Below are 19298 nucleotides of genomic sequence, written 5' to 3'. Positions count from 1 at the left end.
TGTCCAAAACGTTCATTTCACGTCCTGATTGATACTGAAATCAAAGCCGAAATCTTTATTGATCTCCTGCAGGTAAACATCCAACTCAACAAGCCCCTGATTATACTCGTCCTGATTCTTAATATGATCGAAATTTACCTTTGTGCCGTTCTTATTTGGTTTCAGCCACTTAGTCGGTTTCATCCGGTCGTTTAACATGTGCATCCAAACATTAATTTTTATCTTGGCATATTCCTGATTAGTAATCTTAACAGTTAGGTGCTTGAAACTCATTTGACCACTGATAACACTTATTTTCATACGATTCACCCGACCTCCAATAGATTTTTAATTCTCACCGCTTCACGCTCAAGCAATATGGCAAGTAACTTTCGTTCATCCTTTATTTCTTCTTGCCAGCCACCGATTGTCTCGCTACGATTGGCCAACTCATCACGCTCGACTTTCAATTGAACAATCACATTTCGTTGCTCATGGATGATTCTGTCCTTTAAATCGACAACATCTTTCAGGCCCTTGATTTCATTTTCAAGAGTAATCACTTGGGACAGGTCGGCTGAACTTTCAGCTGTGACCACCGCGGTCACACTTTCTTTTTCCAAAGGCTTCTTCATATCCTTCCCCTCCTGGTGCTGCTCCCTTACTCTTTCCAACTCCCAATTTTGACGACGATTAGTGAGCGTCTGCAAAGTCACGCCAAACTCTTTCGCAATAGCCTTATATGACATACCCTTTTCTTTCATTGCATTGACCGCTTTTTCAGTAATTGAAACCGGTTTATTTTTCTTGGCCACTTTCTTCACTTCCTTTTCAAGCGTCCTTTCTTTCACTGGAGATTGAATAGATTCTTGCATCCCGGAATACTCCAAGTATTTTTCTGCAATCCTCTTTCGCATGTTATATATTTGCCCTTTACCAACCCCGAGCGTTGGTGCAATATCCGTTTGTGAATTCCCGTCCATCAGCCCAACCGCAACCATGCGCTCCCTTTCAGTTAACGAATCCAAGAACTCCTGTACAAACATCCCGGTTGCATCGTCTGGTTCACCTATGAGGTCTGCAATGCTGCTCTCACCTTCAGCTGCGCGTATTGGTTGATCTAAGCTACCCGGGATTCCATGTTTTAAGAAATCCTGCGCATGAACAACTCTTCCTCTACTTACTTCAAGCTGAGCGGCTATTTCATCAACGGACAGGTCTTCCAACTCGTTCTTTCGGATGCTCCAACCGATATCCTTGATTCCGGTCGAATAACGAACACCGGTCCCACTCGCTCTAAGACTTTTTTGGATTTCACCCCAAATCAATGGCACGGCATACGTCGAGAAGCGCACATCATATTGCTCTCCATCAAATTTATCAAATGCGTTTATCAGGCCGATAAAACCGATTGAAACGATATCTTCGTAATCATGTCCTACGCTCTTAGCGTAATTCTTCAATTTATGACATTCCTTATGAACCAACCCTTTATGCTTGTCCACTATCGACTCTCGTGTGTGGACCTCGCCATTTATGACCTTTTCTATCTCACTCACCTTTTTCGTTTAGCTATAATTATTACTCTATAAGGAACTGCCCTCGATTTGAGGGTGCTTTAATTCCGTTGTTGACTAAATCAACCTCGGATTGATGACTGGACGATTTGCCCACCCATCATTCTCGCAATCGCTTGATAGTTTGTTCAGTTACAGACAAATTGTCCGCTACTGACGGTTTATCATTTTGATAAGGTGAACGAAATTTGGTTCTCCCAAAATTTCTGAAAGCGGACTTTTCCACTCTGCTGCATTGCCTGTCCGTAAGGAGGGTCAAATTTTGACCCTCCTCTCGAAAGGTATCGATAAGCCTTCGCTCTGGTGCATCCTGCACTAGACCTATATTTTTATGGGGTAACGGTCCGTGACGTCATCTTACAGGGTGTATCATTCGGTACGGGGTAGCTATATCACAAAGGGAGGACTCTTCAAAAATGAGTTGTCCCCCTTTCGCCGCTTGTGGAGAATTAGCAGCACCCACTACTAAGATCCTGTAATTTAGGATATAGTAGCGATAGATGTTTTTGGGGTGCTGCCCCATTATTTCTCACTCTCTAAGTTGCTGCTTAGGAGTGAGTTTTTTATTTGACCACTTTCAGCCATCTAGGCCGTGGCTTTCTTACTTTTTGAACTTCCCCAGTGTCGTTGTTTATGAGGATCTGTTTACCCTTGTCGTCCTCGGTCATCGTGTAAGTGGTGATGCCTTGATCCTCAAAGAACTCTTCCGCGAGTCCTTTACCACCTTCCATACGGCGAATGTCACTTGCAACTGACATCATTCCCACCATGAAGAAACGAACGGTCCAATTATCATATTCCATTAAAAACTCTTCGATATCTTCCCCAATTATTTTATCCTCACCAAATTCCTCAATATACTTTTTAGTATAAAAGTAATCTTTCATCTCGTATTTTTCCCCATTGTAGCTTTTCTCTATAGGAAAAACCGTTTGAAATTCTCTTGGCGTTAACCCACTTGCAATTGCCTTAATCGTTGATATTAGACCAAATCTGATTTCCAACCCTTTGCGATCTTTACTCCTTGATTTCGAAGCGTTAATCATCTTAACGCCAGACCAAACTAATTTCCTGCGAGTATCCAGATCAAATTTTTTAATTATTGAGTACTGTTCCACCGCACTTTCAAAAGTATTAATAAATGCAGTTGAATATAAAGAGAAGTAATCTGGCTTTTCCTTCTTAATCCCATCAATCACTGTCAACCTAGTCATCGCTGCCACCGTCCTGTTCTAGTAGATTCATATGTTGCGATCCCTTTATTGCTCACTCTCCAAGTTCCTTCTTAAGAGAGAATTTCTTATTTCACGACTTTCAAATATCTTGGCCTCTTCTTGCTAACTTTTGAAACCTCGCCGGTATCGTTGTTCACAAGTATTTCTTTGCCTTTGTCGTCCTTGGTCATCGTGTAAGTGGGAATGCCTTTATCCTCGAAGAACTCTTCTGCGATTCCTTTGCCGCCTTCGGCCCGACGGATAGCACTCATAACGCACATTGCTTGAGATGCAAAATCAGTAAGTTCCCAGTTGTGATAATCCCAGTGGAATCGCTTCATTCCTTCACCAATCACTCTATCCATACCGAATTTTTCAATGGCTTTCTTGGTATAGAAATAATCTTTCACTCCAAATCTCTTCCCGTCATACTCTTTAGCAATCGGGAAAACCGTTTGAAACTCTCTTGGTGTTAGAGTGCTCATTATTGAGTTTATCCCCGAAATGATGTTGAACGTGTTCACCAGCAACTCGTAATCAAGGATTTCAAGGTCGGTCGCGTTAATATTTTTCACACCATACAAAATCATTTTTTTACGTGAATCCAAATCAATATTTTCGTATTTCTCCCAGCCATTCTCAATGCTTTCGACTGTGTTAAGAAACGCCTTGCCATAAATCCTACGATAATTCGGTTTCTCTTTCTTAATCCCGTCAATCACTCTCAGCTCAACCATCAATCTCACTCCTCTTAGTTTCTAAATCCCTTTCAATCACTGGCAGAACATCATTCGATTTAAGTAACTCGTAAATAAACAATCTACCTTTTTGAGTCCATTTCGTACTCATTGAAATATCCGGTGTACCGTCACTCCTGGTAATCGGAATAGTATTCGAATGGACATACCCTTTGTCGGCGTATTTCTTGTACAACAACCATTGCTTGCTCTGTTTATATTGGACCTGCAACTTATGCAACAAATCATTCATTCCTTGAGCAGTCATTCCATAATCTTTTGCAATTTGAGTAATGGTGACTAGGCCCTTATTTTTTAGAATGATATCCGTATAAGCTGCTTTCGGTTTCAATTCTCCAATGAGCTTGTCTTTTTCAGCAGTTTCAATTTGCAAAGCGTTTTTTTCTCGACGCTCCTTTTGCAAGGCTGTGAGAACTTTAATCCCGAATTCCGGATTGTCAATCATGTTTTCCAACGTTTGTGGAGTTGCATATGCACCGTGTTTTCTAATGGATGGAAGTACATCACTAGTTACCCAGCGCCTGAAATTTTTGGCCTTCTTTCTGATTTCAGGATTATTTCCTTGTTTAGCTGCCCCAAAGATCAAGTCGTATAATCCCGACTCATTGACGAATTTCTTTTGAACCTTTTGTATCGCTGGATCTCCATTTGATTTATATCCAGTTTGCACCCCTACTCCGTGGACCGCGGAGTCCTCTTCCTCTACATGATTATTAATCGCGTCATGTGGTTTTATAAAACTCAGCGCACTTGCTGCTTCTCTTGCTCCAAACCACTCAACTCCATCAATAATTATTACTGGCAACTCTCCAAACATTGGATGATTAAATGTTTGCAAGTCATTCATGCTAACACCTCCCGCTTTTTAAGTTTTCGGACATGGTGATTCGCCATGTCTGAAATTTTTATCAAGTAGATTCGTACTTTCACTTCGAGAACTTTCGTCACTTCTTCAACCTCCAGTCTTCTCCCTCTACTTCAAGAAGGTAATCTTTTTTAGCCTCAGCATCGTAGCAATTTCCGATTAGCCGGCTCGATGCTGCATATCCGATACGCTCCGCAAGCGTCCCACGATCCTCGTTACTGTTGAATACAATCGGCTTTTGTTTCTTATACCGCTCGTTGATAATGTTGTAATAGAGCGCCTCTTTCGCTTCTGTCGGACGGGCTTTTCCGATGTCGTCCCACATCAATACGTCAGCGGACAATACACCGTTCATCAAACCGTTGAATGTTTCGTTTCCATCATTCATCCGCCGAGCATTCATCATTTCATCCGTGAATGTAACGTCAGAAATGACCAGTACATTGAAGCCTCGCTTGATAAGTTGCTTACTCAATGCGATTTGAAAATGTGTCTTACCAACACCGAAATTATTATGTTTCGTTTTTGCATTCGTCCGATCTGCATCAGGCATCGACCGGATCCGTTGTTCACCGATATTTGCAATTAGGCCGAAATTGTTCATGTCTTTCAACTCTTTTGGAGAACCAGGAAATCTAGCAAGATATTCTTCAGTGAGTTGATACATCGATTTCTGAACACTTGTATTCTGTTTGTAGTTGTCGAGATTTGCTTTTGTAAACTCTTCCGGAATGAATGCATTTTTGAACCGTCTACGCCACGCTTTTCGCTCTCTGCATTGACAAGGCTTGTATATTTCATAACCTTTCTCGTCAACGTGACTAAATACAATTTCTTTATCCTTGCATTCGTCACACTCGTATTCAACCGCCCCAGGCCTTTCTGTCTCGCTCTGCCGCTGCAGGGACATCTTCATAGCTCGTTCCTGTAACTGAGCCATTACCTCGCTGATTGATTCCATTGTTTCCACCACCTTCAGGTTTTTTGTATTCATCGTTGAAGTTTTCACCATTCAGAAACGTAGATGGATGCTTTTGTTGTGGGCAAAATTCATTTCTTGCCAGTAAGTCCTTTCGGTATTCCAAATATCTTTCTGTTCCAATCATCATTAGTTCATGTGAATATTTCTTTAACAGGATTTTGTATTTGGCGATACATTTCTTCCTGTCTTTTTTATTGCTGTAAAGATTCCACCATTCCTCAAAATAATTTTCATGATCGACAGAAGCAATTGAAGGAGCGTTAGCGACGTTATCTTTTATTACTTCTTTAGTTATTACTTCTTTAGTTATTACTTCTTTAGTTATTACTTCTTTAGTTCTTAGTTCTTTCTTTACCTTCTTATTTATAGTGTTAGCCTGTCGTTTTGGCATTGTATCGTTCGTAGATTCTTCATCGTTCCACTCGTCGTTCTGTTCGTAACTTTTCGGGTCTTGATAAACGTTGTAATTACTGATGTTTACGACTATTCCGCGCGTTGTCTTCGTGGTATCAATCATCGTTTCTTTCGCGTATCCTTCATTAGATGCTTCATCAGAATTTCGTAACCACTCTAAAATGTTAAATATTTGGGATTTTGTCGGCTTTTCTGTACGATACCCAACCTTGTAACTGCACGCTTCAATGATTTCTGGAATAGAGACAATTAACTGTCCTCGCTCGAGATCTTTGTAAGGCTTGTACTGCGCCTTCATCAATAAGTACATCCAAACCTTCATATAGATTGGTGGCTTGTCCCATATCTCGCTTTCTATCAATTTACGAGATAGTAGAATGTAGCCACCTGATATCTGTTCACTCATTCACCTCACCCGCTTTAATGTTGTTAGATACTTGCTGCCAACATAGTTGTATTCGTTAATCTCGCTTCAAGAACAGCGTCCAAAACTTCATCAGAGATCCCGCTGGAATCTAAACAATGCTTCATGCATTCAAGCACTTTTGTATCCATAGAAGAAAGATACGCCGTCATGTAATCCTCGAATGAATCATAATTAAGTAAATCAATACCATGCTTTTCTTTGATGTTAGAGATCATAGTTAATCTCTCGCGAAACTTAGGGTCTAAAAGAACTTTATTCTCGTCTGAATCCTCGAGTACTATTAGATCAGGCATACTTGTCCCTCCCTTCTGCAAAACCGCCCACGGGCTCTCAGCAGTTTTGCTTTGGCCCTTCTCTTAACCAATTCAGCCCTTATGAGACTACTGAAATAGTTGTCTGGTAAACGGATAGCTTTCTTGAGATCCCACGTATTCATTTTGGAAAATAAGAGTACGAAAGTATCCTTGATAGCCAAATCGTACTTTTCCAGAAAATAATAGCCGTGTTTCTTTTTGAGTCCCCAGAACTGGTCACTTGTATCTTTAATGTGTTGGATTATCTCGTTATTTTGATCCCTCATATTGCAGACTCTCCTTTTCTTGTGCTATATTAGTAGTAAGATTTTTTGAAAAGCGTTCACTTAGGTCATCCACAGACCTGAGTGTTTTTTTGTTTATACAGGCTTCCCTACCTTCCTTGTCGAATAGTGTCAGAGAAGGAGGTGATTAAAATGTATTCAATCCAACAACTACAAGCTGCTGATTATTTAGTTAAAAAAATTACCAACCTGCCCATTTCTCAATTTGTTAATAAAGATTTGAAATTTGTTATCGAATTCAACGGCATTCTTTGGTACGGTGATTTCCTTCACTATTCCGAGCGCGCAGTTAAACACTTTTATATCGATAAGAATGGAGCAATTGAATACCGTTTTCTCTACACTGAAGGGAACGATGCGACCCCTTTACTCGTGAAAGCGAATTCTGCTTTTTACGAATCAATACCAAAGGGAGATTGGGCTACCAACCCTTATCAATACATCGATACATTGGATTTGCTATTCAATTCTCTACTTAAAATTATTGATAATATAGACATTCAAGTTGATGACTCGCCAATCTACCCCTATCTACTGAACGCCAGATCATTAGATGGTAAACTAGAACTTCCATTCATCAACATAGGTAATGAAAAGGTTAAAATCGTTTCCCTTATCGAGAGTGAGCGGTAAACCGCTTATGATTTTCTATTTCATGAAGAACACGAATTTCACGAATTTCTTCTTTCAACTTCGAATCTTTTAAAATGTTGGCAATCCGCTTTTTCAAATGAAAGAGCGGATTTCTCAACTCCTCACGTTCCCGAATCTTTCTTTCCACACGATGGGTCCACTCCTCAAATGTTTCCAATGCCATCGCTTCAAATTCAGTGATTGACGGTAAAATAGGCTCTGATAAATTCTGCTTCATCCCCTCACCTCCCTTCAAAATTCGTTTTTGCAAGCAACGTCCGAAAACAAATCTGAGCCAACTTATCAAACTCCATTTGTCTAAACCACCCCGCTGTATCCCTCGTACCGTGCACAGAGTTAAACTGGATAGCGTCCGCTCTGAACTTTTCCACTTGCTCAATGTCTTCCGGATCCAACTGGATTACTACTTCTTGCATCTTTAGGTCCACCTTTCACTCCGTATTTGTTTGGCTTGTCCAGTAAAACGATGTACGACCGTCCAAGTCCATTCTTCAACTTTGACTAGCAACCAGTCATCGGCATTTGCTAGAACCGTCAGAGCGTGTTGGTATTCGGCTCTGGTAAACTTGCGACCTCTCACTCTTGTTTCCCTAAACGATGCCATAGCCATCCAAATATGAAGATGGATGCGATGAACACGGCGTATAGATTGACTGCTCCCCAATCGGTCAATGTGGTTTCACTTCCCTAACTTCATTTTCAATTACGCCGCCAAGCGTTTTTTTATTTTCACCAGTTGTATGTGATTTCATCGATTATTTCCTGCGCTTGTTTTGCTGGATACCAACGTTTTCTTTCCTTCCGTCTTTCGATGGCTTTCATTCGTACATCTGATAGAATCTCTTCTTCTAGATACCTTTTGGACATGCACGTCAATTGACAAAGCTTATCTACATCCACAAACCAGAGGGTTTCTCTAATTTCTTCATTTAGTTTTTTGTGGATGTACTCTTTAATAACCTGTCTATCGAGTGTTATTTCAACATTTGCGGGAATCATTTGACCACCTCTACTCAGATATTTAAAATCTTTCGTATGTGCTTAACATGCTCTTGCGCCTTCGGACCATCTTTGCGGCCATTAATGATGTCTGACAAATAAGCATTTGATATGCCAACTAAACCTGCCAACTCTTTTTGTCGCATCTTACGTTTGAATAATTCTGATCTAACTTGTACCCCTAAATCTTCCGACATATCTTAACCTCCTTTGAAAATCAACTGACGTCGCTACCGTCATCAGCTCGGTATCACAGCGCATCAGTGAACTATAAGCTAAATTATTCACTAATTGTATTGACTGTTATTAGTCTTTAATATAGAATGTAGACATAGCTAAATAAGACTTCATAAAACCTGCAAGACCCACATTTTGCCCGTTCCCCAACGTTAAAATGTATTTAGATAGGTCGTCTTTTTTGTGCTCTTTTTTAGCGAATAACTTAGCTTATGAACAAAGTATATTAGCCTTAGAACTAAAAATAAAATGTTTTTAGTTAAAAGATTAATTCGTGTTGTTCATAGGTCATGAGGATGGTTGATATGACTACATTTGACAGATTAAAAACTCTTTGCGAAGAACAGAAATTGTCTATTGTTGAATTAGAAGAAAAACTTGGATTCGGCAGAAACTCTCTTTATGGATGGAAAAAGAAAATCCCGAATGGCGCTAACTTAGAAAAAGTTGCAGATTACTTCAATGTGTCTGTTGATTACCTTTTAGGACGCACAGATAAGAAGCGTCACAATGACCTAACTGAAAAAGACATAGCAAAACGCATTGACGAGTTTAAGAGAGACCTCGCGAGTTCTGACGGCCTTAACTTTTCCGGCGAACCGATGAGTGAAGATGCGAAAGAATCCTTGATAGAAGCAATGGATCACATTTTCCGTCAGACGCAGCGTATTAATAAGAAATACATTCCTAACAAATACAAAAAAGACGAAGACTAATATGATACTGGGGAGATCCCGTTGGTTTGGATTAAAGCAATTGTTGAGAACTTAACCAGGAAGTACGGCACCAGTGATCCCTATGAATTAGCTTCATGCTTGAATATCAATACCCTCGGCGAAGGTCGTCTGAACGGAATCTCACGGACTTTCACTAATTTTTGGATGGTAGGTCCAGATAACGGACACTGAATGGAATCAAGATATTTAACAAGCGCTTTTGCACCTCTTACTATTCGCATTGTTATACCTCCCCTTGCAACAATGCCTTCAATTGACTGAACTTGGATGGATAATAATGCGGTTGTGTTTCTTTTTGATTTCGCGGACTAACAAGGTTCTTTCCGAACATCAAACCTTTATCCGTCAGCGATTTAAATTCTTTCAAACCACCTTTTGAAGATGGTCGCTCTTTGATTTCGAGAAGTCCCAGTTCGATTAGCTTCGTATTCACTTTCGCCGCAGCGTGACTTCCTCGTCCACATATACTGGAAGGTGGCTTGTCGGGACACCGTGTTGTTCATGGACCGTTTCTAGCATTCTTACATTCGATGTTGTGTCTAAGCGCAGGATCTCAGATGCGTATCGTGCACCAATCAATTGCATCTCGAACTCTTCTTTTGTGGAAATAGTTTGTCCACGTTGCCCTGATTGAATGAAGTTCGCCATTGCTTCAAACTTCTTCACGAAAGTAACAGTGAAGAGAATCCCTTTCTCAACCGTCATTTTGTTAGCAACCATGTCGCAACCTAATTTCGTAAGCATAAAACACTTATAGGATTTCCCTGTCCCCGCTTGGTAAGCACTTTCAAGAAAGAAATCATCAGAACGCAATTTTGCGTTTTGATCCATGACCTCCTTATAACTCTCAATATCCCTGATCAAATCCGAATGCCTTTTCTCCACCATTTCTGCAACTTCTCGAGAGTCCGTGACCAACCTACCGTTAAACATGAAAACTTTCAGTTCGTTCATCTGGCTTCCTCCTTTTAATTAGTCAAATGACAAATACTTTAGTGTTTTATACACACCACTCAATTACAATGCCAATTTCGCTTTCTCAATCGCTTGGAATACTTCACGCTTGCGCGCCTCATCCAACTCCCTTCGTAGCTGTCTACTGAAACTCCCCTCATGAATCCGGAGCGCCTCCGCTACCTGCCAGTGCTTTAAACCCGAATCCTCAATTGCCTTTCTAATATCCTTATTTTCCACGACAATTCTCCTTTACGACTAACTTTATATTGATTGATGTTGTTAATGGTGTTATTCTTAACCCAATATTATTATAGCCATTTTAAAATGTAAAGTTTATAACGACTAACAATAGATATATGTATGTCGTTAAAAAGGACTTTTTTTGTTTGAAGTCATGAAATTCATACTTAAAATATGGTTATTTCTATTTTGGAAAGGAAGAAACGACATGGAAAATATTTTTTTACAAGGAATTAAAACACCTCAAAAAGTGCTGGTTTTTGGGGATTACCGAATTTATAGTGACTTTGAAACATTCAAAGAATATAAATTGGGAGACACGTCAGGACGTGCTCTTGCTTCTTTTATTAAAAGAGATGGTCAGCAAGAGGAAACATCTCCTTTAGTCGCTGAATTTATTACGGATATTGACGCGGAGAAATTGGATGAATATAATCAATCATTTTTAAAGAAATTAAGCAAAAAAATGAACGTTGAATTAAACGAAGAAATAAACTCTTTGCAGGACATTGCCGACAAAGTCGGGGGGGATCTTGATGACTTTAAAGATTATACATTTATTGGAATCGACGAAAGTAGCTTGTTGAATGTCAGAGCATACGACTTAGAAGAAGCTGAATCCCTTTATACAGAACTAGCTAAACTGACTCCTTTCGATAACAAAGGATTATTGAAGTTTTCGAAAGTTTTTGGACTTCCTTTCGGGGTGAGCGAGGACGTTGTGGATTGGGGGCAATTTGAAACCAATGAAACGCCTGTTACTATTCCAGTTGCGTTGTTAACCCGGTTTCATTCAGAACTCATGTATTATAGGTACTTATTCGACATGTTTAAAAATGTAAAACTCCAAAATATTGAAGAGCTAAAAAGACGAGAGGATCAAGCAGCTAAAGAAGTTTATGAACTACTAAAAAAGATGGCTGAAGACGTTGCAGACAAAACAGGGACAACCATTTCAGGCTTTCCAGACATGGAAACCGGGATCGAGAATCTTAGAAAAAACAAAATAGGAAGTAGTAGCGGTGAAAAACTTTTGCTTATGGAAAAACAAACTCTAGCCTCTAGGTTGTATGGTGGTAAAAAAAAGCTTCAGATAGAATTAGATTTCGATCACGGTAAGTTTGTTCCTAAAATTTATTTTTTCGATTTATTTGAATACGCCTATTTTCAAATAATGACGGCATTAGTGAATGATGCAGAGTTGCGTGAATGTGAGTACTGTGGTCACGTTTTTGAGGTTACATACGAAGGTCGCCGCTTTTGTCCACCTTTGCCATTCAGAAAAAGAAGTAGTTGCGAAATGGCGTATAACAACAAACGGAGAAAAGAAAATGCAGAAGAAAATAAATAGAACAAATTGATTTGGATCATCTGATTTTTATGTAATTTGCTATTTATCTACGTTAGTAACTAAACAGAAAAAAAGCATCCTTTTCGGAACACCACATTTTCTAACAGACATACTTAAACCAAAGGAGGTGATTCAAAAAGCAACACTAACCTATTCCTGTACATTACGCCGCCAAGCGATGGAAGGAATGGTTAGATTGAAGCTACGCAAATCAAGTAAAGATCCTGAGCTGTATTATTATCTCAACGCTAAAGGTGAAAAGCTATGGATGTACCGACATAAGTATAATGATAAGTCTGGAAAACGAAGAGAGAAAAAGAAAAGTAGCTTTACGAACGAAAAGGTAGCTCTTCAAGCGCTTTTAGAAGTGAAGGCAGCTACATTACGCGGAGAAACAAAACAAGTGGAATACGACCAAATAACTGTTGGAGAATGGTTAGATATTTGGTATGACATGAATAAAAAGAAGTGGAAAGAATCAACGTGTGTTCAAAGGGAATTGGTCCTTCGACTTCATTTAAAGCCGATGCTAGGTAAATATAAGTTACAGAATCTTGACAGGCTGACATATGAACGAGAATTCATAAATAAGCTAGAAGGACAATACAAAGATAGCTCCATTCGTCAATGGCATAACGTTTTCAAAATTGCCATTAACGCAGCGGTAGAAAGTGAAATACTAATACGCAACCGCTTCACAAAAGTTGCTATTGTTTCAGATGAATTGGAAGTAATGAATAATTACCTCTCTCCTGTTGAATTGGTGACATTCTTGGATGATGCTAAAAAACAAGAATCCATTACAAATTATAGTTTTCTGTTGACCATTGCCTACACTGGTATACGTAGGGGAGAAGCAATGGGGCTCCAGTGGAAAAACATTGATTTCGAAAATAATACAATCAAGATTGAACGAACGAGGGATCATTTAGGTGTACGTTCACCAAAAACAAAAAATTCATATAGAACCATCTCCATTGACGAGATGGTTTTGAAGCAATTGGAATCCTATAAGATGTGGTGTAAAAAAACTTTATTTTCTTATGGGGAAAAAATAACCGACGAAACTTTTGTTTTTATCACTGATCATGGTGCATCCCCCATTTCAAGTATTATACGTTCTCTAAATAGAATTCTGGATAGAACATCTCTACCAAAGATAACTATACACGGGTTACGTCACACGCACTGCACCATATTATTAAATCGTGGGCGCAATGTGAAAGTAATTGCCGAACGACTAGGGAATACTCCGGCAATGGTTTATAATGTGTATGGTCACGTTTTAAAGGAATCGGAACAAGAGTCTGTTACCTTGTTTAGTCAGAGTCTGGAGCCTAGTGGGGCTAATTTTGGGGCTAATTAGTTAATTAACTACCCTGAAACCCTATAGTACCAGCCTTCTTGCTAATAGGTTTTATTACGTGCTATAATGGGAGCATTGTGAATTTAGGAGGATTTTTTATGATAGCAGTCAGTAATGTAAGTCTTCAATTCGGCGACCGCAAGCTGTTTGAAGATGTCAATATACAGTTCAATCCAGGCCATTGTTATGGTCTGATTGGTGCGAACGGTGCGGGAAAATCAACATTTATTAAAATTTTATCCGGTGAACTTGAGCCGCAAACAGGAAACGTTATTATGAACAAGGACGAACGCTTAGCCGTTCTAAAACAGAATCACTTCGAGTATGAAGAAAGTATCGTACTTGACACGGTAATCATGGGCCACAAACGTCTCTATGACATTATGATGGAGAAAAACGCGATTTATATGAAAGAGGACTTTTCGGATGAAGACGGCATGCGTGCTGCTGAACTCGAAGGGGAATTCGGAGAGCTTAATGGTTGGGAAGCGGAATCAGAAGCAGCCATCCTTCTACAAGGACTCGGTTTATCCGACGAGTTCCACCAAGTGAAGATGGCTGTACTGTCAGGGTCTGATAAAGTGAAGGTACTCCTTGCACAAGCTTTATTCGGTAAACCCGATGTCCTTCTTCTCGATGAGCCTACCAACCATTTGGATTTAAAAGCGATTCAGTGGCTTGAAGAGTTTCTTATCAATTTCGATAACACAGTCATTGTTGTATCCCATGACCGTCATTTTATAAACAAAGTATGTACACAGATCGCGGATCTCGATTTCTCGAAAATCCAACTCTATCCTGGAAACTATGATTTCTGGTACGAGTCTAGTCAACTTGCTCTAAAAATGTCTCAAGACCAAAACAAGAAAAAAGAAGAGAAAATTAAAGAACTGCAAGCATTCGTTGCCCGCTTCAGTGCTAACGCTTCGAAATCAAAACAAGCAACTTCACGTAAAAAAACGCTTGAAAAAATTGAACTCGACGATATTAGACCCTCTTCTCGTCGCTATCCGTTCATCAACTTCACAATTGGTCGTGAAATCGGAAATGACGTATTACGCATACAAGACCTTAATAAAACACAAGACGGTAGAGTAATGCTTAAAGATGCGACATTCACAATCGATAAAGAAGATAAAATCATTCTTCTTGGAAATCCGCTTGCTAAAACTGCCCTTCTTGAAATCCTTGCTGAAGAGGCGGAGCCTGATTCCGGTACGGTTAAATGGGGTGTAACAACATCTCGATCATACTTGCCTCTTGATAATGGTGAGTTCTTTGAAGGTTCTGAACAATCACTTGTTGAGTGGTTGCGCCAATATTCTCCGGAAGACCAAACCGAGACCTTCTTACGTGGATTCCTGGGACGTATGCTATTTTCCGGAGAAGAAGTAAACAAGAAACCATCCGTTCTTTCAGGTGGCGAAAAAGTTCGTTGTATGCTGTCGAAAATGATGTTGAAACATGCAAACGTCCTTCTGCTGGACGAACCAATGAACCATTTGGACCTTGAATCTATCCAGGCGCTAAACAACGGCCTAACTGCATACAAAGGTGCAATGATCTTCACATCTCATGACCAACAATTCATCCAGACGGTTGCAAACCGCATCATCGAAATCCATGATGACGGTACGATATTCGATAAAATGATGAACTACGACGAGTATTTGGAATGGAAAGAACAACAAAATAAAAATAAAAAGAAATGAAAAAAAGCCGTCTTCTATTAATGAAAGACGGCTTTTTTTTGTGAAAATAAGTTGATTTTAAACTTTATACTGATGAGTATCGTCTAATTGGGTATACCATCTTAAAAGGAGTGTTTAGTTATGCGACAAAGAAAGCCTTTAATTTTCATACTACTGGCTACCCTACTATTTTCTGGTTGTGTGAAAAACGGGACGTCAAGCGATAAGTCTACTGCCCTCAATAATTCAAGCTCCGCAAATGGTAACAAAGCAACGTCAGGGAAAAACACGACACAAACGGCAATGGCTGATTTTTTCTTACCAGACGGTTCGAAGGCACATTTCGAAGGTGAAGGGAATGAGTTTGCGGAACTAGATATCGAAGTAGCACGGTTGATTGAGAATTATGTTGTCATTCACGAAAATAATGGGGGTTCCATCGTTCGTTATGTTTATAAAATAGAAGAAGATACCATACAAGTACTGGATAATATCACTGTTGGCACAAAAAAAGACGTTCCTTCTAAAGAAGAAATGGATGCCATGAAACCGATTGGTATTTACTTGAAGATGCCCTTCGAAAAAGGCGTCTCATTCGATAAATGGACAATCATCGATATAGATGCAACCGTTGAAACGCCGTACAAGAAATTCGAGCACGCCATCGTCATAGAAATGAAGGATAAAGACTTCGTTAACCGAAAATACCTTGTAGAGGGTTACGGCGAAGTAAAACGGGAGTCAGTGATGCAAGTCGAAGGCGAAGAAGATTTCGTTGTAACTTCTAAATTGAAATTAGTTGATAAGTGAATGGAGAAGGAGGCCTCCCTGAAAGGGCCTCTCTTTTCATTAATAAATTAACAGAAAAGTTAACTTATTAGTGAAATATCGATAACGCCAATCACTTTTTGTGATATATAAATAAAAATTTTTTGATTGACCTTTTTATACCCTATGTAATTAATTTATCAATAAGACAAATCAAATGTTCAAATTATTCACCGAATTAACTACTTGAATTTGGTCTTTCTTCTTAAAAATGATACCATGATACAATTGCAAGTCATCATCGCAACCTTCACAAAAAAACTTTTCACACTCTGACCAAAAGGCATAATAGTGATCTTTTTTAATCGCTTCATAGTCGTACTTTTCCCGGAATTCGGATAGCAAGTTTTCAAAAAAGACGGAAGCTTCTTTTGCATCGTCAAATGTATGATGCGATTGAATTTTTTCTTCCCATCCTTCAAACATCCACCATGGTTCAAAATCCGCTTTCATATAGATCACTTCATACAATTCATTCCCCCCTTTGCACAACTCTTCGATGAATGCCCTTCATTTTAGCAAATTCATCACCAATGTCCAAGCAAATGATTTCAGAAGCGTCAAGTTTCGAATCGGTTTCTACCCATTATGGAGTAAAACGTCAATCAGCGGGGGGATCACTGAACATTAATCTGAGATAATTAGTATTGAATTTTCACTTGCCATTAATCATGATTCAAAATTCCTTATTCCATATAGGAGCGAAAAACTTTACTCCTCTTCTATTCACTGGCAACGCCTTCATATCAGCAACTAAATGACTTATGTATCCTACTATTCCAACTAAAAACAACCCATCAAAACTCAAAGCAGTCTGAGCCATATGCATAATACCCGCGAAAAAACTGAGCCCAATAATCGTGTGTGTATATGAGCGGTGTGGCAGGAAGGAAGCAATTAGTATGTAGACACCCAACAACATAATCCATAGCGTCATGTTTAATGCCAATCCCCCCATTACTACTCCCACACCTGTTAAAGTAAGCATCCGTTTTTGTGTAATTATTTTAGAAAGCACCACCATTCCTCCACCGATTAAAATACTAAGTAGAAGTTGGAAATCAAAAGTTGTTGAAATGAATGATTGGTAGAGCGAATATATAATTATGCCGATTCCCATTAACATCAATGGTGTTTTAATTAGTCCTTTTGATAATGTGATTTTATTACTCGCTAATCCGTTCGTGTCCAAATCTGGAATTAACCCTGAAACCGCTCCTACTGCTGCAAATAATCCTAATGTTAGAGGGTCTGCTTGGGTATATAATCCAACACCGATTCCCCCTGCTGCCCCAATTGTTAAATGCGATGTACCTTTAATACGTATCAATCCCCTATCTAAAATAATTCGCTTCTGATAGCCCTCATTATTTTACCACAACAATAGAGAGACTCGTCCTTTGATTGAAATTTCACTTTATCCATATACATGTTAAAAACATGTATTTACCACAGTCTTCGGGTATAATTAAAGTGAAGGTATGAAACCTTATTCGTTATAAAACGTATAAAAGTATATGTCTATAGGAGGCCTGACAGATTATGAAAGAAATTCAACAGTTTTTCACCCGCCATCTTATCGCCGCCCCCATCAGTTTCGGGTCATGGCTGTACTTTGTACTTGGTGCTGGCATGAATATTGTCGCTGCATCAGGTCTACTGATAGCAATCTATCTCGGTGGGACGTTTACATTTAAACAAATTCAACTATCATCCAACTTAAAAAAAATTGGAATGTCAAGGTCCGAATATAAACATATAAGAGGACAAATTTCTGAAGCAAAAGCGAAAATAAGGCAACTAAATGGCCTTTATGGACAAGTTAGATCGGTACAAGCATTTAGACAGCTTCATGAAATGAATAGTCTGTCCAAAAGGATTCTTGGCATCGTCCGATCAAATCCGAAAAAGTTCTACCATGTCGAAAAGTTTTTCTATGCCCATCTTGATTCCGCAGTCGAACTGACTTCGAAATATGCACTACTCGTCAATCAACCATTGAAAGATAAAGACCTTCGCATTGCTCTACAAAACACACGTGAAACACTTGGAGACGTGAATGAGCAATTAGAGCAGGATTTACGGAGCGTACTAGCTTCGGATATCGAAAAACTCCAAATGGAAATCGACTTTGTCGACGTGACCATGAATAAAAATAAGCCACTTCTCGAAATGAAAGGAGATATTCACAATGACCCAAAGTAATCTTCAAAAAAACGATGTAAAAACAATGGACGACCTACTTGGTAATCCATTTGATTTTCAGGAACCCCTTCTTCCAAAGGAAATGCAGACCCAAACTACACAAAATAGTACAAGCCCGAAATTAATAGACCGACTTTCTGATGAGGAAAAGGAAAAGGCCAAACAACTTGCCAGCCAAATTCCTATTGGCAATTATGAAGCCATCATCACGTATGGTGCCAATGCACAAGGTGAACTTTCACGTTTCTCCACTCAGATGCTCAATCATGTCCAAAGCAAGGATATCGGCCCCGTCGGCGATGTTTTAAGTGATCTAATGAATAAGCTATCCGAAATCGATCCAGACGATCTTAGTGATAAGAAGAAATCTGCGATTGGACGTCTTTTCGGAAAAGTATCAAAATCCGTACAGGAAATGATGACAAAATATCAAAAGCTAAGCACGCAAATCGATCGAATTGGTATTCAACTTGAACATTCGAAACGCGGACTCCTAGATGATGTCAGAATGCTGGATAGTTTGTACGAGCAGAATAAGACTTATTTCCAAGCACTGAATATCTACATAGCCGCAGCAGAATTGAAACGAGATGAAATCGATACTGTGATTATTCCTGAAATGCGGGCCAAAGCGGAATTATCAAACGACCAAATGGCTTTCCAAGAAGTAAATGACATGGCGCAATTCCTCGATAGATTGGAAAAGCGTTTATACGATTTACAATTATCACGACAAATCACAATCCAAAGCGCGCCGCAAATTCGGATGATTCAACAGACAAACCAAACACTTGCAGAAAAAATCCAATCGTCCATCATGACATCCATACCACTTTGGAAAAATCAAATAGCAATTGCTTTGACATTGAATCGTCAAATGAAAGCGGTCGAGTCCCAGAAACTCGTGACAAAAACAACAAATGATCTTCTTCTAAAGAACTCTGAAATGCTGAAAATCAATTCAATAGAAACCGCCAAAGAAAACGAACGTGGCATCATTGAAATTGATACACTTAAGAAAACACAAGAAAATTTAATCCAGACAATCGAAGAAACACTTGTTATTCAAGCTGACGGTCGGGCTAAACGAAAAGCGGCTGAAATCGAAATCGGGCGGATGGAAGAAGAATTGAAACAACGTCTCCTTGCTGTCCACGAAAAAACACAACACCGTCCTAGCTAAGGGACGGTGTTGTGTTTTCATGCATTTCGGATAAAG

Annotated in this window: 28 protein-coding genes; 8 read left to right on the top strand and 20 right to left on the bottom strand. The window is 39.4% G+C overall.

Translation table 11 applies throughout. The annotated features are described in order from the left end of the window. Positions 1 to 12: 12 nt before the first annotated feature. The 9 genes from H4683_RS09120 to H4683_RS09080 form a co-directional block, all read right to left on the bottom strand. Complete coding sequence (locus tag H4683_RS09120; RefSeq protein WP_192598535.1) at positions 13 to 309, bottom strand: hypothetical protein; 297 nt, start codon at positions 307 to 309, stop codon at positions 13 to 15. Beyond that, positions 306 to 1538, bottom strand: coding sequence for a sigma-70 family RNA polymerase sigma factor (locus H4683_RS09115; protein WP_338062434.1), 1233 nt, complete (start codon positions 1536 to 1538; stop codon positions 306 to 308). The genes H4683_RS09120 and H4683_RS09115 overlap by 4 nt, the downstream gene beginning before the upstream one ends. A 581-nt stretch (positions 1539 to 2119) precedes the next feature. Continuing rightward, a complete protein-coding gene (locus tag H4683_RS09110; protein ID WP_192598533.1) occupies positions 2120 to 2770 on the bottom strand; it encodes a hypothetical protein in 651 nt (216 codons plus the stop codon). Between the two features lie 86 nt (positions 2771 to 2856). Beyond that, the gene (locus H4683_RS09105; RefSeq protein ID WP_192598532.1) at positions 2857 to 3507 is read right to left on the bottom strand and encodes a hypothetical protein; all 651 of its coding nucleotides are present in this window, start codon (positions 3505 to 3507) and stop codon (positions 2857 to 2859) included. Further along, entirely contained in the window at positions 3500 to 4375 is an 876-nt protein-coding gene (locus H4683_RS09100) for a phage antirepressor (RefSeq protein ID WP_192598531.1), read from the bottom strand. The genes H4683_RS09105 and H4683_RS09100 overlap by 8 nt, the downstream gene beginning before the upstream one ends. Positions 4376 to 4472: 97 nt before the next feature. Then, positions 4473 to 5354 (bottom strand): ATP-binding protein, encoded by an 882-nt coding sequence (locus tag H4683_RS09095; protein WP_225942001.1) that lies wholly within the window; start codon positions 5352 to 5354, stop codon positions 4473 to 4475. Next, the gene (locus H4683_RS09090) at positions 5257 to 6195 is read right to left on the bottom strand and encodes a hypothetical protein (RefSeq protein WP_192598530.1); all 939 of its coding nucleotides are present in this window, start codon (positions 6193 to 6195) and stop codon (positions 5257 to 5259) included. Before H4683_RS09090 ends, H4683_RS09095 begins: the two co-directional genes overlap by 98 nt. A 23-nt stretch (positions 6196 to 6218) precedes the next feature. Continuing rightward, positions 6219 to 6509, bottom strand: coding sequence for a hypothetical protein (locus H4683_RS09085; RefSeq protein WP_192598529.1), 291 nt, complete (start codon positions 6507 to 6509; stop codon positions 6219 to 6221). Beyond that, positions 6497 to 6796 (bottom strand): hypothetical protein, encoded by a 300-nt coding sequence (locus H4683_RS09080; RefSeq protein ID WP_192598528.1) that lies wholly within the window; start codon positions 6794 to 6796, stop codon positions 6497 to 6499. The genes H4683_RS09085 and H4683_RS09080 overlap by 13 nt, the downstream gene beginning before the upstream one ends. Before the next feature lie 150 nt (positions 6797 to 6946). Here H4683_RS09080 and H4683_RS09075 point away from each other — a divergent pair, with 150 nt between their 5' ends. Then, a complete protein-coding gene (locus tag H4683_RS09075) occupies positions 6947 to 7447 on the top strand; it encodes a hypothetical protein (protein ID WP_192598527.1) in 501 nt (166 codons plus the stop codon). Here the strand turns inward: H4683_RS09075 and H4683_RS09070 are convergent. The 5 genes from H4683_RS09070 to H4683_RS09055 form a co-directional block, all read right to left on the bottom strand. Continuing rightward, positions 7428 to 7685, bottom strand: coding sequence for a hypothetical protein (locus tag H4683_RS09070; protein ID WP_192598526.1), 258 nt, complete (start codon positions 7683 to 7685; stop codon positions 7428 to 7430). The two genes, H4683_RS09075 and H4683_RS09070, sit on opposite strands and share 20 nt — an antisense overlap. A 4-nt stretch (positions 7686 to 7689) precedes the next feature. Then, positions 7690 to 7884, bottom strand: coding sequence for a hypothetical protein (locus H4683_RS09065; RefSeq protein WP_192598525.1), 195 nt, complete (start codon positions 7882 to 7884; stop codon positions 7690 to 7692). 2 nt (positions 7885 to 7886) lie between these two features. Beyond that, on the bottom strand, positions 7887 to 8072 hold the full coding sequence (locus tag H4683_RS22365; RefSeq protein ID WP_420826550.1) for a DUF6906 family protein: 186 nt from the start codon (positions 8070 to 8072) through the stop codon (positions 7887 to 7889). 125 nt (positions 8073 to 8197) lie between these two features. Continuing rightward, a complete protein-coding gene (locus tag H4683_RS09060; protein ID WP_192598524.1) occupies positions 8198 to 8467 on the bottom strand; it encodes a hypothetical protein in 270 nt (89 codons plus the stop codon). A gap of 14 nt (positions 8468 to 8481) precedes the next feature. Next, positions 8482 to 8664, bottom strand: coding sequence for a helix-turn-helix domain-containing protein (locus H4683_RS09055; RefSeq protein WP_192598523.1), 183 nt, complete (start codon positions 8662 to 8664; stop codon positions 8482 to 8484). 345 nt (positions 8665 to 9009) lie between these two features. On the opposite strand from H4683_RS09055, the gene H4683_RS09050 reads away from it, so the two are divergent. Further along, entirely contained in the window at positions 9010 to 9420 is a 411-nt protein-coding gene (locus tag H4683_RS09050) for a helix-turn-helix domain-containing protein (protein WP_192598522.1), read from the top strand. An 80-nt stretch (positions 9421 to 9500) separates the two neighbouring features. Here H4683_RS09050 and H4683_RS09045 read toward each other — a convergent pair whose 3' ends face one another. The 4 genes from H4683_RS09045 to H4683_RS09030 form a co-directional block, all read right to left on the bottom strand. Then, positions 9501 to 9662 carry a hypothetical protein gene (locus H4683_RS09045; protein WP_192598521.1) on the bottom strand — a complete coding sequence of 54 codons (162 nt, stop codon included), beginning with the start codon at positions 9660 to 9662 and terminating at the stop codon, positions 9501 to 9503. 2 nt (positions 9663 to 9664) lie between these two features. Next, positions 9665 to 9874, bottom strand: a complete 210-nt coding sequence (locus H4683_RS09040) for a hypothetical protein (protein ID WP_192598520.1) — start codon at positions 9872 to 9874, stop codon at positions 9665 to 9667. Then, positions 9871 to 10395, bottom strand: a complete 525-nt coding sequence (locus H4683_RS21355; RefSeq protein ID WP_225942000.1) for a Rha family transcriptional regulator — start codon at positions 10393 to 10395, stop codon at positions 9871 to 9873. Before H4683_RS21355 ends, H4683_RS09040 begins: the two co-directional genes overlap by 4 nt. A 63-nt stretch (positions 10396 to 10458) precedes the next feature. Continuing rightward, positions 10459 to 10635 (bottom strand): hypothetical protein, encoded by a 177-nt coding sequence (locus tag H4683_RS09030; RefSeq protein ID WP_192598519.1) that lies wholly within the window; start codon positions 10633 to 10635, stop codon positions 10459 to 10461. A gap of 211 nt (positions 10636 to 10846) precedes the next feature. Here H4683_RS09030 and H4683_RS09025 point away from each other — a divergent pair, with 211 nt between their 5' ends. The 4 genes from H4683_RS09025 to H4683_RS09010 all read left to right on the top strand — a co-directional run bounded on the left by H4683_RS09025 (position 10847) and on the right by H4683_RS09010 (position 15856). Beyond that, positions 10847 to 11989 (top strand): hypothetical protein, encoded by a 1143-nt coding sequence (locus H4683_RS09025; protein ID WP_192598518.1) that lies wholly within the window; start codon positions 10847 to 10849, stop codon positions 11987 to 11989. A gap of 196 nt (positions 11990 to 12185) precedes the next feature. Next, positions 12186 to 13355 (top strand): tyrosine-type recombinase/integrase, encoded by a 1170-nt coding sequence (locus tag H4683_RS09020; protein WP_476715138.1) that lies wholly within the window; start codon positions 12186 to 12188, stop codon positions 13353 to 13355. A 98-nt stretch (positions 13356 to 13453) separates the two neighbouring features. After that, complete coding sequence (locus H4683_RS09015; RefSeq protein ID WP_192598516.1) at positions 13454 to 15067, top strand: ABC-F family ATP-binding cassette domain-containing protein; 1614 nt, start codon at positions 13454 to 13456, stop codon at positions 15065 to 15067. A 120-nt stretch (positions 15068 to 15187) separates the two neighbouring features. Further along, on the top strand, positions 15188 to 15856 hold the full coding sequence (locus H4683_RS09010) for a hypothetical protein (RefSeq protein WP_192598515.1): 669 nt from the start codon (positions 15188 to 15190) through the stop codon (positions 15854 to 15856). A 171-nt stretch (positions 15857 to 16027) separates the two neighbouring features. Here the strand turns inward: H4683_RS09010 and H4683_RS09005 are convergent, their stop codons facing one another. Both H4683_RS09005 and H4683_RS09000 read right to left on the bottom strand, forming a co-directional pair. Continuing rightward, on the bottom strand, positions 16028 to 16336 hold the full coding sequence (locus H4683_RS09005) for a DUF1033 family protein (protein ID WP_338062438.1): 309 nt from the start codon (positions 16334 to 16336) through the stop codon (positions 16028 to 16030). A 214-nt stretch (positions 16337 to 16550) separates the two neighbouring features. Continuing rightward, entirely contained in the window at positions 16551 to 17204 is a 654-nt protein-coding gene (locus tag H4683_RS09000; RefSeq protein WP_192598513.1) for a metal-dependent hydrolase, read from the bottom strand. Positions 17205 to 17416: 212 nt separating this feature from the next. Between H4683_RS09000 and H4683_RS08995 the strand changes: the two genes are divergently transcribed. Both H4683_RS08995 and H4683_RS08990 read left to right on the top strand, forming a co-directional pair. Further along, the gene (locus tag H4683_RS08995) at positions 17417 to 18079 is read left to right on the top strand and encodes a 5-bromo-4-chloroindolyl phosphate hydrolysis family protein (RefSeq protein ID WP_192598512.1); all 663 of its coding nucleotides are present in this window, start codon (positions 17417 to 17419) and stop codon (positions 18077 to 18079) included. Further along, complete coding sequence (locus tag H4683_RS08990) at positions 18066 to 19262, top strand: toxic anion resistance protein (RefSeq protein WP_192598511.1); 1197 nt, start codon at positions 18066 to 18068, stop codon at positions 19260 to 19262. Before H4683_RS08995 ends, H4683_RS08990 begins: the two co-directional genes overlap by 14 nt. Positions 19263 to 19298 lie beyond the last annotated feature (36 nt).

The organism is Sporosarcina limicola (assembly GCF_014873855.1).
GTDB classification, from domain to species: domain Bacteria; phylum Bacillota; class Bacilli; order Bacillales_A; family Planococcaceae; genus Sporosarcina; species Sporosarcina limicola.
This window is presented reverse-complemented; position numbering and strand designations above follow the sequence as displayed.